At 71.6% G+C, this 14,889-nt stretch carries 12 protein-coding genes and 1 tRNA gene; 10 read left to right on the forward strand and 3 right to left on the reverse strand.

The genetic code is table 11. From position 1 onward, the window contains the following. The first annotated feature begins 56 nt into the window (after nt 1–56). The 8 genes from KVT45_RS58030 (at nt 57) to KVT45_RS06425 (ending at nt 7,590) form a co-directional block, all read left to right on the forward strand. A complete protein-coding gene (locus KVT45_RS58030) occupies nt 57–1,079 on the forward strand; it encodes a hypothetical protein (RefSeq protein ID WP_217545499.1) in 1,023 nt (340 codons plus the stop codon). Between the two features lie 50 nt (nt 1,080–1,129). Further along, the gene (locus tag KVT45_RS06395) at nt 1,130–1,885 is read left to right on the forward strand and encodes a GntR family transcriptional regulator (RefSeq protein ID WP_217545500.1); all 756 of its coding nucleotides are present in this window, start codon (nt 1,130–1,132) and stop codon (nt 1,883–1,885) included. Nucleotides 1,886–2,026: 141 nt separating this feature from the next. Next, nucleotides 2,027–3,151 carry a TIGR03364 family FAD-dependent oxidoreductase gene (locus KVT45_RS06400; protein ID WP_217545501.1) on the forward strand — a complete coding sequence of 375 codons (1,125 nt, stop codon included), beginning with the start codon at nt 2,027–2,029 and terminating at the stop codon, nt 3,149–3,151. A 5-nt stretch (nt 3,152–3,156) separates the two neighbouring features. Next, nucleotides 3,157–3,864: a phosphonatase-like hydrolase gene (locus KVT45_RS06405; RefSeq protein WP_217545502.1), complete on the forward strand. Its 708-nt coding sequence runs from the start codon at nt 3,157–3,159 to the stop codon at nt 3,862–3,864. Between the two features lie 159 nt (nt 3,865–4,023). Next, nucleotides 4,024–4,803, forward strand: a complete 780-nt coding sequence (locus KVT45_RS06410; RefSeq protein ID WP_217545503.1) for an HAD-IIA family hydrolase — start codon at nt 4,024–4,026, stop codon at nt 4,801–4,803. A gap of 161 nt (nt 4,804–4,964) precedes the next feature. Next, nucleotides 4,965–5,522, forward strand: coding sequence for a hypothetical protein (locus KVT45_RS06415; RefSeq protein WP_217545504.1), 558 nt, complete (start codon nt 4,965–4,967; stop codon nt 5,520–5,522). Between the two features lie 12 nt (nt 5,523–5,534). Next, nucleotides 5,535–6,206, forward strand: coding sequence for a class F sortase (locus tag KVT45_RS06420; RefSeq protein ID WP_217545505.1), 672 nt, complete (start codon nt 5,535–5,537; stop codon nt 6,204–6,206). 355 nt (nt 6,207–6,561) lie between these two features. Continuing rightward, a complete protein-coding gene (locus KVT45_RS06425; protein WP_217545506.1) occupies nt 6,562–7,590 on the forward strand; it encodes a glycoside hydrolase family 6 protein in 1,029 nt (342 codons plus the stop codon). 82 nt (nt 7,591–7,672) lie between these two features. On the opposite strand, the gene KVT45_RS06430 is transcribed toward KVT45_RS06425, so the two are convergent. The 3 genes from KVT45_RS06430 to KVT45_RS06440 form a co-directional block, all read right to left on the reverse strand. Further along, nucleotides 7,673–9,610, reverse strand: coding sequence for a kelch motif-containing protein (locus KVT45_RS06430; RefSeq protein ID WP_217545507.1), 1,938 nt, complete (start codon nt 9,608–9,610; stop codon nt 7,673–7,675). Further along, nucleotides 9,607–11,583, reverse strand: coding sequence for a glycosyltransferase family 2 protein (locus tag KVT45_RS06435; protein WP_217545508.1), 1,977 nt, complete (start codon nt 11,581–11,583; stop codon nt 9,607–9,609). Before KVT45_RS06435 ends, KVT45_RS06430 begins: the two co-directional genes overlap by 4 nt. 556 nt (nt 11,584–12,139) lie before the next feature. Then, nucleotides 12,140–12,213, reverse strand: a tRNA-Lys gene (locus KVT45_RS06440). A gap of 185 nt (nt 12,214–12,398) precedes the next feature. Between KVT45_RS06440 and KVT45_RS06445 the strand changes: the two genes are divergently transcribed. Further along, entirely contained in the window at nt 12,399–13,700 is a 1,302-nt protein-coding gene (locus tag KVT45_RS06445; protein WP_217545509.1) for a peptidoglycan-binding protein, read from the forward strand. A gap of 48 nt (nt 13,701–13,748) precedes the next feature. Beyond that, the gene (locus KVT45_RS06450; RefSeq protein WP_217545510.1) at nt 13,749–14,879 is read left to right on the forward strand and encodes an SPFH domain-containing protein; all 1,131 of its coding nucleotides are present in this window, start codon (nt 13,749–13,751) and stop codon (nt 14,877–14,879) included. The last annotated feature ends 10 nt before the right edge of the window (nt 14,880–14,889 follow it).

Here is a 14,889-nt window from a genome sequence, read left to right on the forward strand (position 1 = left end):
CTCCCGCGGAGTGGCGTCCGGTGACCCCGGCCCGTGCCCGGCAGAGTCACCTGTCCATGCGCATGCGACTGAGCACCGCCCTGTCCCTCTGCCTGGCCGCCGCAGCCGCCGTACTCGCCCCCGCGCCGTCGGCGACGGCTGTCCCCGCCGTCGCCGGGACGTCCTGCGCGGGCGCCGACGAGCCGGGCTTCCCCCTCACCACCCGCCTCCACGACGGCCCCTCGTCCTACGAACCCGGCGGCGGCTTCGGCACCTGGTACCTCGACCTCACCAACGTCACCCGCCGCACCTGCACCGACGTCCACCCGGTCGTCGTCCTCGTCGACGACAAGCGTGCCCTCAAGCCGTCCCAGACCGAGCTGGAGTTCTACGACGGCCCGCGCACCCGCCCGGTCCCGCTGACCGTGACCGACGAGTCCGAGCTGGTCGGCGTCTTCGACGGGACCGGCTTCCCCGGGTTCACCGTGGCACCCGGGGCGACCGTCTCGGTCAAGGTCAGACTCGCCGTCACCTCCGACGCCGTCCGCAACGGGGTCACCGCCAACGCGGCCGTGGTCCAGCGGCGGGGGTCGGACGGCGAGTGGGTGGGGGAGTCGAACGACTACCGCTTCGGCATCGGCGGCGAACCGCCTCCCCCGCCCGCTAGCCTCGCCCCCGCCGTCCCTTCCGGCGGCGTGCAGGTCGGCCCGCAGGTCGGCCCACAGACGCCCCCGGGGGCCAGCCCCGAAAGCCCCGGAAACCCTGAAAGTTCCGGAAGCCCCGCCGCACCCGACACCAGCCCCGACACCAGCCCGGGGGCCAGCCCCGGAGCCACACCCGGGGTCACTCCCGCCGCCTCACCCGGCGGCAGCGCCCGGCCCTTCACCGACGAGGCCCGGGGAGGCCGGAACGGCGGGGACGGCTGGGATGGTGGGGACGGCGGGGGACCCTGGGACGCCGAGGGCGCCTGGGCGGCCGGGGAACGCGCCCGCGAACTGGCCCGCACCGGCCTCGGCCTGGCCCACGGCCTGTTCACGGCCGCCCTCGCCCTGCTCACCGTAGGAGCCGGCGCGTTCCTGCTGGCACGCCGACGGCGGTGACCCTCTGACCCTTGTCCGGTGCGGAAGGCGCGGTCTGCGACCATCCCTGCGTGGACTACCCGAACGACCAGGCCCCCGGCGCCCCCGTCCGCTCCGGCATCCCCGAGCACGGCCGCATCCCGAAGTACTACGCGGTGAAGGCACGGATCGACCAGCTCGTCGGCGCGCTGGGGGAGGGCGGTCTCATCCCCACCGAGCGTGATCTGTCGGAGGAGTACGGGGTCGCCCGCGAGACAGTCCGGCAGGCGCTGCGCGAACTGGTCCTCGAGGGCAAGCTGCGCCGGCAGGGGCGGGGCACGGTCGTCGCGGGGCCCAAGCTGGAGCAGCCGCTCTCCCTCGCCAGCTACACGGAAGGCGTACGGCGCCAGGGCCGCACCCCCGGCCGCAGCCTGGTCACCCTCGACCGCTTCCCGTGCCCGGCGGCCCTCGCCGCCGAGACCGGCCTGGAGCGCGGCGAACCCGTCTGGCACCTGGAGCGCGTGCTGCTCGCCGACGACGAGCGGGTCGGCCTGGAGAGCACGTACGTCGCCGTCGCCCGGGTCCCGCACCTCGACTCCGACTTCCACCCCGACTCCTCCTTCTACGGCTACCTGCACGAGCAGGGCATCGCCTTCGGAGACGCCGACGAACGCATCGAGACCGTGCTGGCCACCCCGCGTGAGGCCCTCCTCATCGGCACCCCGCCGGCCCTTCCGATGCTGCTGATCCACCGGGTGTCACGGGACACCGACGGGCGGCCGCTGGAGCGGGTGCGGTCGCTGTACCGGGGGGACCGGTTCTCGTTCACAACCCGTCTGCGCGGCTGAAAAGCACTGATTAAGGATGGTGCCGCTCCCCTCTGTGTGTCACGAAACGATAACGGGTCTAGCCCAAATGTGTCAGCCGGTTCACGCTCTCGTTGTCAGCCGGACCTTTCCGGTTCCCCAGTCGCGAGGAGCGTGGCGGTCGTGAGAGTGACAGTCGTCGGAGCGGGCGTGGTGGGCACCATGCATGCCTGGCAGGCGGTGGAACGCGGCCACGAGGTCGTGCAGATCGAGCGCGAGGCCGAGGCCCGCGGCGCCTCGCTGCGCAACTTCGGGCAGATCTGGGTGAGCGGGCGCGCGGGCGGAGCGGAACTCGAAACCGCCCTGCGGGCCAGGGAGTTGTGGGAGGAGATCGGCGGCCGGGTGCCCGCGCTCGGCTTCCGTGCCAACGGGTCGCTGACCCCGGTGCGCGGCGCGTACGAACTCGCCGTCGCCGAGGCCGCCGTGGCCCGCGGCGACGCGGCCGCCCGCGGCCACAGGCTGCTCACCCCCGCCGAGGCCCGCGCCCTGAACCCCGCCCTGCGCGGAGCCTTCGACGCCGCCCTCCACTGCGAACGGGACGCGGCCGTCGAACCCCGCACCGCCCAGCTCGCCCTCCGCGCCGAGCTGCTGAAGTCCCCGAACTACACCTTCCTGCCGGGCCGGGAGGTGCGCGAGGTGACCGGAGCGGGGACGGTCCGGGACGACCACGGCGATGTGCATGCCGCCGACGCCGTCGTCCTGTGCACCGGCGCCTGGCTCGGCGGCCTGGTCCGCGAGCTGGCCGGCCCCGGCCTGCCGGTGCGCCGCGTCCGCCTCCAGATGATGCAGACCGACCCGCTCGGCGAACCCCTCCCCACCTCGGTCGCCGACGCCGACAGCTTCCGCTACTACCCCGCGTACGCCTCCCCGGCCCTGGACGAGCTCAACGCCCGCTCGCCGCAGCCGGAGACGGCGGCGGCCCACCGCATGCAGCTGCTCATGGTGCAGCGCGCCGACGGCGGCCTCACCATCGGCGACACCCACGAGTACGAACACCCCTTCGCCTTCGACACCGTCGAAGAGCCGTACGAGCACCTCGCCGGCGTCGTCGAGTCCCTCCTCGGCCGGCCGCTGCCGCGCGTCCGGCGCCGCTGGGCCGGGGTGTACACCCAGTGCACCGACCCCTCGCGGGTCGTCCACCGGCAGCAGGTGGCCGACGGGGTGTGGCTGGTCACCGGGCCCGGCGGGCGCGGCATGACCTGCTCGCCCGCGATAGCCGAGACAACCGCCGACGCACTGGACTGGTGAGAGAGATGACCTTGAACTCGACCTCGACCTCGACCTCGACCTCGACCGAGGACATCCGGCTCGTCGTGCTCGACATGGCCGGTACGACCGTCGCGGACGGCGGGCTCGTCGAGCAGGCGTTCACCGCGGCGGCCCGCCACCTGGGCGCCGACCCCGACCGGATGATCGACCACGTCCGCGCCACGATGGGCGAGTCCAAGATCTCCGTCTTCCGGCACCTGTTCGGCGAGGAGGCCAGGGCCCAGGAGGCCAACAAGGCCTTCGAGGCGGCGTACGCCGCACTCGTCGACGCGGGCAGGGTCGAGGCGCTGCCCGGGGCGCGCGAGACCATCGAGGAACTTCAGGGGCGGGGCCGTACGGTCGTGCTGACCACCGGCTTCGCCCGCGCCACCCAGGACGCGGTCCTCGCCGCCCTCGGCTGGCAGGACCTGGTGCCGCTCACCCTGTGCCCCGCCGACGCCGGGGGCCGCGGGCGGCCCTGCCCCGACATGGTCCTCACGGCGTTCCTGCGGACGCGGGCCGCCGACGGGGTCGGGCAGATCGCCGTCGTGGGCGACACCTCGTACGACATGCTCAGCGGAGTGCGTGCCGGGGCGGGGCTGGTGGCCGGCGTCCTGACCGGGGCGCACGACACGGATGCCCTGCGGGCGGCCGGGGCGACCCGGGTGCTGGACTCGGTGGCCGACCTGCCGGACGTGCTCGCACGCCGGTGACCGGCGGGCGGCCGACCGGCAGGTGAGCCGGGCGTTCCCGGGTGATCCCGGTGTGTCTAGTCTGGGGGCGTCGGTACGCCGTGGTTCCGGCGCCCCAGCTCACGCATGACCCGCACGTACGCCATCCGCACGCCATCCGCACGCCAGGAGACGCACCACATGGCAGAGCGCAAGCCCATCGAGTCGTGGCTCACCGACATGGACGGGGTTCTCATCCACGAGGGCGTTCCGATCCCCGGAGCGGACGCCTTCCTGAAGAAGCTGCGGGAGTCCGGACGGCCCTTCCTGGTGCTCACCAACAACTCCATCTACACCGCCCGTGACCTGCACGCACGGCTGCGCCGGATGGGGTTGGACGTGCCGGTGGACAACATCTGGACCTCGGCGCTGGCCACCGCCCAGTTCCTGGACGACCAGCGGCCCGGCGGCAGCGCCTACGTCATCGGCGAGGCCGGCCTGACCACCGCGCTGCACGACATCGGGTACATCCTCACCGACCACGAGCCCGACTTCGTCATCCTGGGCGAGACCCGCACCTACTCCTTCGAGGCGCTGACCAAGGCCGTGCGGCTGATCAACGACGGCGCCCGGTTCATCGCCACCAACCCCGACAACGTCGGCCCGTCCGTCGAGGGCGACCTGCCCGCCACCGGCTCGGTCGCCGCGCTGATCACCGCCGCGACCGGCAAGCAGCCGTACTTCGTCGGCAAGCCCAACCCGCTGATGATGCGGGCGGGCCTCAACGCCATCGGCGCCCACTCGGAGACCTCGGCGATGATCGGCGACCGCATGGACACCGACGTCCTCGCGGGCCTGGAGGCCGGGATGCGCACCTTCCTGGTGCTGTCCGGCGTCACCCAGCCGGCCGACGTCGACCGCCACCCCTTCCGGCCCTCCGAGGTCGTGGACTCGATCGCGGACCTCGTCGACCGGATCTGAACCGCCGCCGGACCGCCGCCGGACCGCCGCCGGACCGCCGCCGGACCGGCGGGAACCGGCGGGGACCAAACCTGTCACCACCCGGACGGAGCAAGAAAGCGCCCCCAGAGGATGCGGGGGTGCCCGGTGCGGGGGAGCCTCCAGGTATCTGGAGGTTCACGATGGGCTCAATTCGCCTCACTCTCTGTACCGGACTCCTGGTCTGCGCCGCCGGTCTCTCCGGCCTCCCCCCGGCGGCCGCCCGTGCGGCGGACGGCCAGGGCGTCACCGTGACCCCGGCTTCCCCGCCCGCCGGGTCCGTCGTGGCGCTGCGGGTGAGCGGCTGCTCCGGTACGACCGGCACCGCCGCCTCGACGGCCTTCGTCTCGGACGCCCGCCTCGGCGGCACCGGCGGCGCGCTGACCGGCCAGGCCCAGGTCCGCTCCACGATCGGCGCCGGCACCTACGACGTGCAGGTCACCTGCGCCGGCACCGCCGTCGCCGGCAGCGTCGCCGTCGTGGCGCAGTCGTCGTCCGGGCCGGACGCGCCCGGCGTGCTGCCCGCCTCGCCGGTCGCGCCGGTGCACGCGGGCGGCGGGGGCACCGCTCCGCTGGCCTCGGTGGAGTCCCGCTCGGCCGGTCCCGACACCGCGCAGGCGGTGACCGGCCTGCTCCTCGCGGCTTTCGCCGCGGCCGCCGTGGGGCTGCTGAGGGCCCGTCGCGGCCGCGGTTCGCGCTGAGGACGGGACCGCATGACCGACGACACCGAACGTTCCCCCGGCACCGGACGGCTGCTGACCGGGGTGGCCTGGGCGATCCTGCTGCTCGGGCTGTGGCTGTGGGGCCGCGGGGTGACCGAGGTGCCCGACGGTATGACGGGTCCGACCACGGGTGACGTGGCCGCCGTCGGCCGCCCTCCGTCCGACCCCGAACTCCCGCCCGCCGCCAAGCCGTTGACCTCGGCCGTGCCCGAGCGCGTCGACATACCGGAACTGGGCGTGCGGGCCCCCGTGGTCTCCCGCGGTCTCGACCGGGACGGCGGGGTCGACCCGCCGCCCTTCGACCAGCCCGGTGTGGTCGGCTGGTACGGCTTCGGGACCGACCCCGGCTCGGTAGGCACCGCGGTCCTGGTCGGGCACGTCGACACCGAGACCCGGCCGGCCGTCTTCTACAAGATCAGCGCGATGCGCCCCGGCGAGACGATCCGCGTGGTCCGCGCCGACAACACGGTCGCCGAGTTCACCGTCGACGACGTCCGGGTCCTGCCCCGCGACCACTTCGACGCCCAACAGGCCTACGGCACGCGGGAGTCCGGCCGTGCCGAGCTCCGCCTGATCACCTGCGGCGGCACCTTCGACCGGACCACCCACAGCTACACGGCGAACGTGGTCGTCTCGGCGTACCTCACCGGAGCCGCCGCATAGAGCTGCCGGACCGGACCCACCTGGCGCCCGGTCGGCGGCCTGCTCCCCTGAGACCGCCGACCGGGCCGGTCCTCGACCGCGCGCGCTCGGGCTGCGGGAGTAACCCGGCGTCAGGCGCGGGAGGCTGGGAAGGCGGGCCGGGGTACGGGCCGCCCGCAAGCGACTCTAGAGGGCAACGGGCGCCCGGGCCTAGGTTCGCGCCCGCCAAGCCTCCCCCCACTCGTCGACTCGCCCGTCAACTCGCCCGTCAACCGGGGCTGTAACAGCTCACCGACAAGGGTTGGGCGATCTCGTGACGAGTGCGGCTGGTATGTCACGATTGGGCTCTGGCCAAGTGCACCCAGGGGGGAATTGGATGTACGACAGCAGGGGGGCCCGCTCGGCGGCCCGGGCCGGGGCACTGGGAGCGGCGCTGCTGCTCGCCGGCTGCTCCTCGGGCGGCGGCGGAGGCGGGGACAAGCCCGCCGCGAGTCCACGGGTGGCGATCACCCAACAGCCCAAGGAGGCCGACCCGTTCTGGGTGAACCCGGACTCCAACGCGGCCCGCCAGGTGAAGGCCTACGCGAAGGCCGGCAAGGACGGCGACGCCGAGCAGATCCGCAAGATAGCGGCACAGCCGACCGGCGAGTGGATCGGCCCGGAGAACCCGGAGCAGGAGGCGCGCGGCTTCACCGAGGCCGCCCAGAAGTCCGACCGCACGGCCCTCCTGGTCCTCTACAACATCCCGCACCGCGACTGCGGCCAGTACAGCCAGGGCGGCGCGGCCGACGGCGACGCGTACCGGGCGTGGATCGACGGCGTCGCGAACGGCATCCAGGACCGCCCGGCCACCATCGTCCTGGAACCGGACGCGGTACTGCACCTCGTCGACGGCTGCACCCCGGACCGGTTCGCAGAGGAGCGCTACGACCTCCTGCGCGGCGCGATCACGAAACTCAAGTCCCTGAAGAACACCAAGGTCTACCTGGACGCGGGCAACGCCGGCTGGGGCCACCCCGACCAGATCTACCAGCCCCTCCAGGAGGCGGGCGTCACCCAGGCCGACGGCTTCGCGGTCAACGTCTCCAACTTCTACTCCACCCAGGACTCCATCACCTACGGCAAGCAGCTGTCGGAGAAGGTCGGCAACAAACACTTCGTCATCGACACCAGCAGAAACGGCAACGGCCCGTACGCGGGCGGCAACCCGGACGAACGCTGGTGCAACCCCCCGGGGCGGGCACTCGGGGAGACGCCCACTACCAAGACGGCGGACCCGCTGGTGGACGCCTACCTGTGGGTCAAGCGCCCGGGAGAGTCGGACGGTACGTGCAAGGGCGGCCCACAGGCAGGCAATTGGTGGCCGACTTACGCCTTGAAACTCGCCCAAGGGTCGGATACCTAGGGGCGCGGGGAACTGCGCGACCAGCCACCACGCTCCCGCAGTCAAAGGCTTACATGCGGGAGCGCGGCGGCAGCGCGGAGCGCTACGGCACCTTCACCCACTGCGCCACACTCGGCGTCCCCTGATCGTCATCCACAAAAATCATGTACCACCCCGACGGCACCAGATTCCGATTCCCCGGCACGGTCACGGTGACCTTGTTCCCCGACGTCTTGAAGTCCAGCGCGATGCTCCGCTGATCCACATCCGTCACATGGGTAGTGGCACTCGGCCGGATCAGCCGCACCTTCTTGATGGTCGAAGCGTGCTGTGATGTGAACGTCCCCGACGCGCCCCGGGCGATGGTCTGCGGCCCCCCGCTCAGCGACGGCCGTGAGTCCCGGTACAGATACGGCGGTGTGTAGATCTCGATCCGCTGCTCGAAGACCCCCGGTTTGGTGTTGGCCTTGTCCGCGAACAGCGGGTTGGAGCCGAAGAACATCACGCGCCCGTCCGGCAGCAGGATCGACCCGGAGTGGTAGTTCCGGCCCACCAGCGGATCGGCCACCCTCCGGAAGGAGTTGGTGGCGGTGTCGTAGATCCGCGCCTGCTTGATGTCGGAGTCGCCGCGCCCCCGGTAGTCCTCGGACCCGCCCGACACCAGCACGGAGTCGTCCGGCAGTACGGAGATCTGCGGATACCGTGTCCCCTTCTCCAGCGAGGGCCCGTCGGTGAACTTCGGGTCGGGGTCCTTCAGGTCGATCAGCCGCGTCCTGTTCGTGGACAGCGCGGACTCGCCGACCCCGCCGCCCCCGACCACCATGTACTTCTCGTCCTGCGCCGGAGGCAGCAGCACGGTCCCGGACGTCTCCAGCATGTTCGGGTCGCTGAGCCCGGACAGCTTGGTGAACTGATTGGTGTCGACGTCCCAGATCCCCGGGTCGCGCCCCACGTCGTCCGGGCCGTACCCGGCGTTGGAGCCCGAGTAGAAGAGCTTGCCGTTCTGCAGCAGGAACAGCGCGGGGTACGTCGGGAACTGGCGCTTGTACTTGGTGTACGTCCAGGTCTTCGTCTTCGGGTCGAAGACCTCGTTCTTGCCGGGCACCAGCTGCCCGATGTCGTCGAGTCCCGAGACGCTGAGCACCTTGCCGTCCGACAGGGTGGTGAGCGTCGGATACCAGCGTGCCTCGTTCATCGGGTCGACCTTGATGTACTTCTCGGCGACCGGGTCGAACTCGTAGGTGTTCTTGATGCCCTCGAAGTCCCGCTTGTCCATGCCGAGTTTGTTGGCGATGCCGTAGGTGTTGCGGGCGTCGGCGCCGGTCAGTCCCTGGATGCTGTAGTTGTCCTGGGTGCCGGTCTCGTACTTGGTGCCCTGCTTGGGTGCCTCCACGACGACCCGCGCGTAACCGGGGTTGTTCCGCAGGAACTTGCCGGTCTTCTTGTCGAAGACCTTCGTCGCGCGGGGGATCAGCGCCGAGTCGTCGGAGACGAACGTCTTGCCGTTCTGCTTGCCGGTGAACCGGGTGCCCTTGGGCAGGGTCATCGGTTTGTCCGGGTTCTCGTTGTAGAGGATCATGACGCCGCCGGCCTTCTTGACGTCGCCCTTGAGCTTCTCGTACTGCTTGGTGCCGCCCGCGATCAGGATGTTGCCGTTGGCGAGCTGGGTGTGCCCGGTGCAGAACAGGTCGGCCGGGGTGGGCACCTTCTTGACGGTGCCCTTGACCGGGTCCCAGATCCGGCTGTCGTAGATCTTGGCGTCGAAGTTGTCCTGGTTGTTGCCCGAGCCCGCGACCAGCAGCACCTTCCCGGTGTGCAGGAGCACCGCGTGGATGGTGTCCTGGCGGTACTCCTTCGGGAACTCGATGATGTCCCAGTGGCCGTTCTCGGCCTTGTACTCCGGTCTGTTGATCTTGTACTGGTGGTAGCGCTCCGTCCCGAAGCGGTACAGCCACGGCCCGTTCATCCCGGCCAGGGCGAGCACGACCACCGTACTGATCGCGAGACGACGAGCCCGGCGGCGGCCGGCACTGTCGTTCATTCCTTACGTCCCCCCAGTCCGCTGCTTCCGCCCAGCCCGCCGAGCGCGATCCGCATGGTCTGCTCCGCGGCGCTGCCGGTGGGCGGCGTCCAGGTCGGCCGCTGCTGGGGCGCGTGTGCCGTGGGTGCGTATCCCGCCGGTACCGCGTCCTCCGGCTCGGCCACCGCCACGGGCGCCCCGCGTTCCTTCCGCAGCGTGTACTGCCAGGCGAAGATCGGCGCGGCCGTGATCAGCAGCGCCAGCGTGGCCCAGGTGAGCATCGCGGGCTGCGAGTGGCCCTTGACGAAGCCGGCGGCGAGCGAGCCGCCGAAGACCAGGATGAAGAACCAGTGGATCCGGAACGTCCCGAACAGCGTGTCCGGGCTGGCCGACTCGCCCTTGGGCGTGACCACGAACTTGCTCTTGCGACGCAGCACCGCGTCCATGAGCGAGCGGGCGTAGATGGGCGCGGACAGGGCCGACATCACCATGCCGGCGATCCCGCCGGAGCCCTCCGGTTCGTGCGGGGAGACGTTGTGCCGGCGGTTCCAGATGTAGAGGCCGATCTGGAGCGCCGAGGCGTTGCCGTAGAGCATCAGCCACACGGTCGGGTCGATGTTCACACCCGAGGCGCCCAGGCCCAGGAACAGTGCGCAGCTCAGCGCCGCCAGGATCCAGTTGATGGCCGACATCGGGTAGAAGATGATCATCATCGTGTAGTTGAAGAGCTTGCCGGGACCCAGGCTGAACAGGCCCTTCCAGTACTGCTTGAGGATCGTCTCGTACGTGCCCCGGGACCAGCGGAGCTGCTGGGTGAAGAAGTCGGTCCAGGCGTTCGGGCCCTCGCCGACCGCGAGCACGTCCGGGGTGTAGACCGAGCGCCACTTGCGGCCGGTCGCCGGGTTCTTGGCGCGGTGCATCTCGAAGCCGGTCGCCATGTCCTCGGTGATCGAGTCGTACAGGCCGCCGATCTGCTTGATCGCCCTGATCCGTACGGCGTTGGAGGTGCCGACGAACATGGGGGCGCCGTAGCGGTTGCCGGCGCGCTGGATCAGGGCGTGGAAGAGGAACTGCTGGGACTCGGCGGCCTTGGTGACGAACGTGTCGTAGTTGCCGTACACCTGCGGGCCGATGACGAAGCCGACGTCCGGGTCGCGGAAGTACCCCAGCATCCGCTCCAGATAGTTGGGCAGCGGTACGTGGTCGGTGTCGACGGAGGCGAAGATGTCGTACTCGTCGCCGTGCGCCTCCAGCCAGGCGTTGTAGTTGCCGTGCTTGGTCTTCGCGCGGTGCGGGCCCTTGGGCTGGTTCCACCGCTCGACGCCCTTGCGGGTGAAGTGGTGCACGCCCAGGCGCGCGCAGACCTCCTTCACCTCCGGGTCGTCGCCCTCGTCGAGCAGCCAGACGTGCAGCAGTCCGCGATGGCGCAGCCGGACGGCCGCCTCCAGGGTCCGGGTGACCATGTCGAGGGGTTCCTTGCCGGGCACGAACGTGGTGATGAAGGCGACCCGGGTGCCGGTCTCCGGGATCACCGGGACCGGGTCGCGGGCGACCAGGGTGGCGTGCGCGTTCGACAGCACGTTCATGCAGCGGAAGAACTCGATCAGGCCGATCGACACCAGCATCACGATGTCGAGGGCCGGCAGGAAGTCGTACGCCGGGTAGTCCCGCTGGGTCCAGTGCTCGGGCTGGAGCAGCCAGGTCAGCAGCACCAGCGAGAGCAGCGGGGCCGCGCCCAGCATCAGCGCGGCGCGGACGCGGTGCGGTTCCTGGGAGAGCAGCGAGCGGTACTGAACCTTGTACGGCCTGCTCGGGTCGGGCTGGGTGAGGGGGCCCGCGAGCCGGCTGTAGTGCTCGTAGTCGTATCTGGGCAGTGTCTTCTTGATACGGCCCAGGGCACCGGCGGTGGTGCGGTGCGCGGGCACCCGGAGCTGTGCGGTCTGTGACGGGTCGTATTCCTGTTCCTGCCGGGCGCCCATCGGCGTCGACGTCATGAGTCATCCCCCCACGCGCATGTCAGCGCATGTCATCGGTCCCACCGCCCGCTCGGATCCCCCTCGACCCTGCCGGGCGCGTCAATGACGGGGCACAGTCGTCCCACAGATTATGGACACGGACCGTGACCGTCCGGTTGCATGATGCCCCCCTCGGCACCGATTCATGACGGGGCCCCTCACCCCGCAGATCTGGCAACCGGCTATCTACCCCCCAAGTGTCGCGAAACACCGGCACTTTGGACATCCAGGGTTCTACGGTGCTCATCATGATCGCAAGAGCGAAACACGGTGTTTACCGCGCATACGCGTTCATTGTGGAGCATGTGGGGATGGTGTGGATGCGGGACCGCCGGCCCTTCTTCCGGGGCCGGTGATCCGGCCGGGGCCGGCGATCCGGCCGTGCGCTCGGAGTCTGCTGGGCCGGCCGGTGGCGGAGAGGGGCGGCGTGAGGCCGTACTCCCTGCCGCGGGCATCCGGGGCTGACGTACGCCATCCGGGCCGGAACGCGCGATGGCCCCGGTCGCACGAGGTGCGGCCGGGGCCATCGGTCATGTGCGCCGCCAGGGACTCGAACCCCGGACCCGCTGATTAAGAGTCAGCTGCTCTAACCAACTGAGCTAGCGGCGCCTGCTGACATCGAGAACTCTACCCGACAGGGGGCCGTGCTCCGACCATCGGCCACCGGGGCGACCCCCGTCCAGCCCCTGCCGTACATCATTCGGACCGTCAGCATGCGCACCGGGAAGACAGTTGGGAAACTGATCAATGTGCATAGTCCCGGACATATCCACCCGAAGTGTGAGGGGAATCGCATGCCGGCCCCGGTATTCGAGGAATTCGACCCCGCGAACAACTGCGAATGCCCCGGATGCGTCCACTGGCGGCGGGTGGGCGCGTCCCCGCTGCCCGGCCGCTTCGGCGGGCATCCGGCCGCCCGGGGCGTCCTGGTCGTGGCCGCCGCCGCGTCCGCCGCCCTCGCCGCGAGCCCCCCGAACGCCGCCGCCCACAGCACCCCGCCCGCCCCGCACCGTCCCGCCGCCCCCGTGGACCCGGTGCCCGAGACCCCGCAGGGCGCCAAGGCCCCCCTGCACGGGACGGGCGGCAAACCCGCCCAGGGTCCCGTCACCACACCCCCCATCACCCGTACGCAGATCATCAACCGGGCCAAGACCTGGATCGCCGCCCAGGTGCCGTACAGCATGACCCTCTACTGGACGGACGGGTACCGGCAGGACTGCTCGGGCTATGTCTCCATGGCCTGGGGGCTCACCGGGAACGAGTGGACCGGGAGCCTCGACCAGTTCGGCACGAAGATCACCAAGGAGGAGCTCGAGCCCGGCGACATCCTGCTCTTCCACAACCCGGACAACCCCGAGAAGGGCTCCCACGTCGTGATCTTCGGCGGCTGGACGGACTACACCCACACCTCCTACACGGTGTACGAGCAGACACCCCCGCGGGCCCGCAGCCAGCCCACGCCCTACGCCTACTGGACCAACTCCGCCAAGTACGTCCCCTACCGCTACAACGGCCTGATCGCGGACCCGGGCACGGCGGGCGCCCAGGCCGGGAAGACGGCGGTGCCGTTCCCGGGGGCGGCCTACTTCGGGCCCGGCGCCGACAACAAGTACGTCACCCTCCTCGGTCAGCTGCTGGTCGCCCGGGGCGCCGGCGGCCACTACGCCAAGGGCCCGGGGCCGGTCTGGGGCCCGGCGGACCAGCGGGCCGTCCGGGCCTTCCAGAAGGCCCAGGGCTGGACCGGCGCCGCCGCCGACGGCCTGCCGGGGCCGCACACCTGGGAACTCCTCGCCACCGGCAAGGGCAAGACCATCAAGCCCGCAGTCACGGGCCCGGCCGCCCCCGCCTCGCACGGGGTGCCGGGCTACCCGGGCAAGAACTACTTCCGCCCCGGCGCCACCAACGACCACGTCACCCGACTCGGCAGGCAGCTGGTCAAGAAGGGCTACGGCCGCTTCTACGCCCAGGACCCCGATTCCGCCTGGGGCGAGGCGGACCGCAGGGCCGTCGAGGCGTTCCAGCGTGCCCAGGGCTGGCGCGGCGGCGCGGCCGACGGCTACCCGGGCCCGGAGACCTGGCGCCGCCTGTTCCTGTAACGACCCGACGATCACCTGAAGCATCTGGCGCGGAGGCTGGAGGCAGGCATGAGTACGACGACCGCACACACCCCTGATTCGGACGGGCCCCCGGACGGCGGAACGCCCGCCCGTCCCGTTCCCCGGCTGATCCAGAACGAGATCACCACCGAGATCCCCGTCCATCTGCTGTTCCGCGACGACCCCGACCCGGTGTCGGTGCCGCTGCGGCCCGCCGTGGTCGGCCGCCGCCAGGGCACCGGCGAGCAGCCCCGGCTGCGCCGGCCGGCCATGAACAAGCCCCGGCCGGTCGCCGCCGTCGACCCCGAACTGGCGGAGCGCCCGGCCCGGGTGCTGCCCGGCGTGGCCGGGGTGGCCGCGGGGCTCGGCGGCGTGGCCGGGGGCTTCGCCACCTCCTGGTGGGCGGGGGTGCTGCCGCCGCTCGCGGCGCACGCGCTGCACCTGCCGGCGTACGGGAGCGCGGGGCTCGGCCCGGCGCAGTGGGCCGCGTACGCCGGAGCCGGCGCGCTCGGCCTGTTCGGCTTCGCGGGGCTCGCGCGCGGGGTGACCGGCCGGGCCTGGGTGCTCGGCATGTTCGGCCGCTACCGGGGGACGGTACGGCGCACCGGTCTGCTCTGGGTCAACCCGCTGCTGCTGCGCCGCCGGGTCGACGTCCGGCTGCGGCACTGGCGCAGCGAGGAGATGCCGGCGGCGGACGGCAACGGGGTCGCGCTCCGGGTCGTCGTCCTGGTGGTGTGGCGGGTGCGGGACACCGCTCGGGCGGCGCTCGGGGTCGAGGACCACGAGCGGTATCTGCGCGAGTGCGTGGAGGCCGGGCTGGCCCGGGTGCCGGTGGAGCCGCCGGGTACCGCCCGGGGTTCGGTGGAGATGGCCACGGACGCGCTGACCCGGCTGGTCACGGCGGACGCGGCGGGCATCGGCCTGGAGGTGTTCTCCGTGCAGCCGGTCCGGGTGGCGTACGCCCCCGAGGTCGCCGAGGCCATGCACCGCCGCCGGATCGCCGCGCTCGACGCGCAGCAGCGGGCCGCCGTGCTCACCTCCGTCGTGGACTCGGTCGAGGACACGGTGACCCGGCTGACCATGCGCGGCCTGGTCGAACTCGACGACTACGAGCGCAAGGTGCTGGTGCGGGACCTGACGGTGGCGTTCTGTTCGGGGCGTACCGGGTCCGCGCCGTGATTGGTATGGA

This window comes from Streptomyces sp. GbtcB6 (genome assembly GCF_019091475.1).
GTDB classification, from domain to species: Bacteria; Actinomycetota; Actinomycetes; order Streptomycetales; family Streptomycetaceae; genus Streptomyces; species Streptomyces hyaluromycini.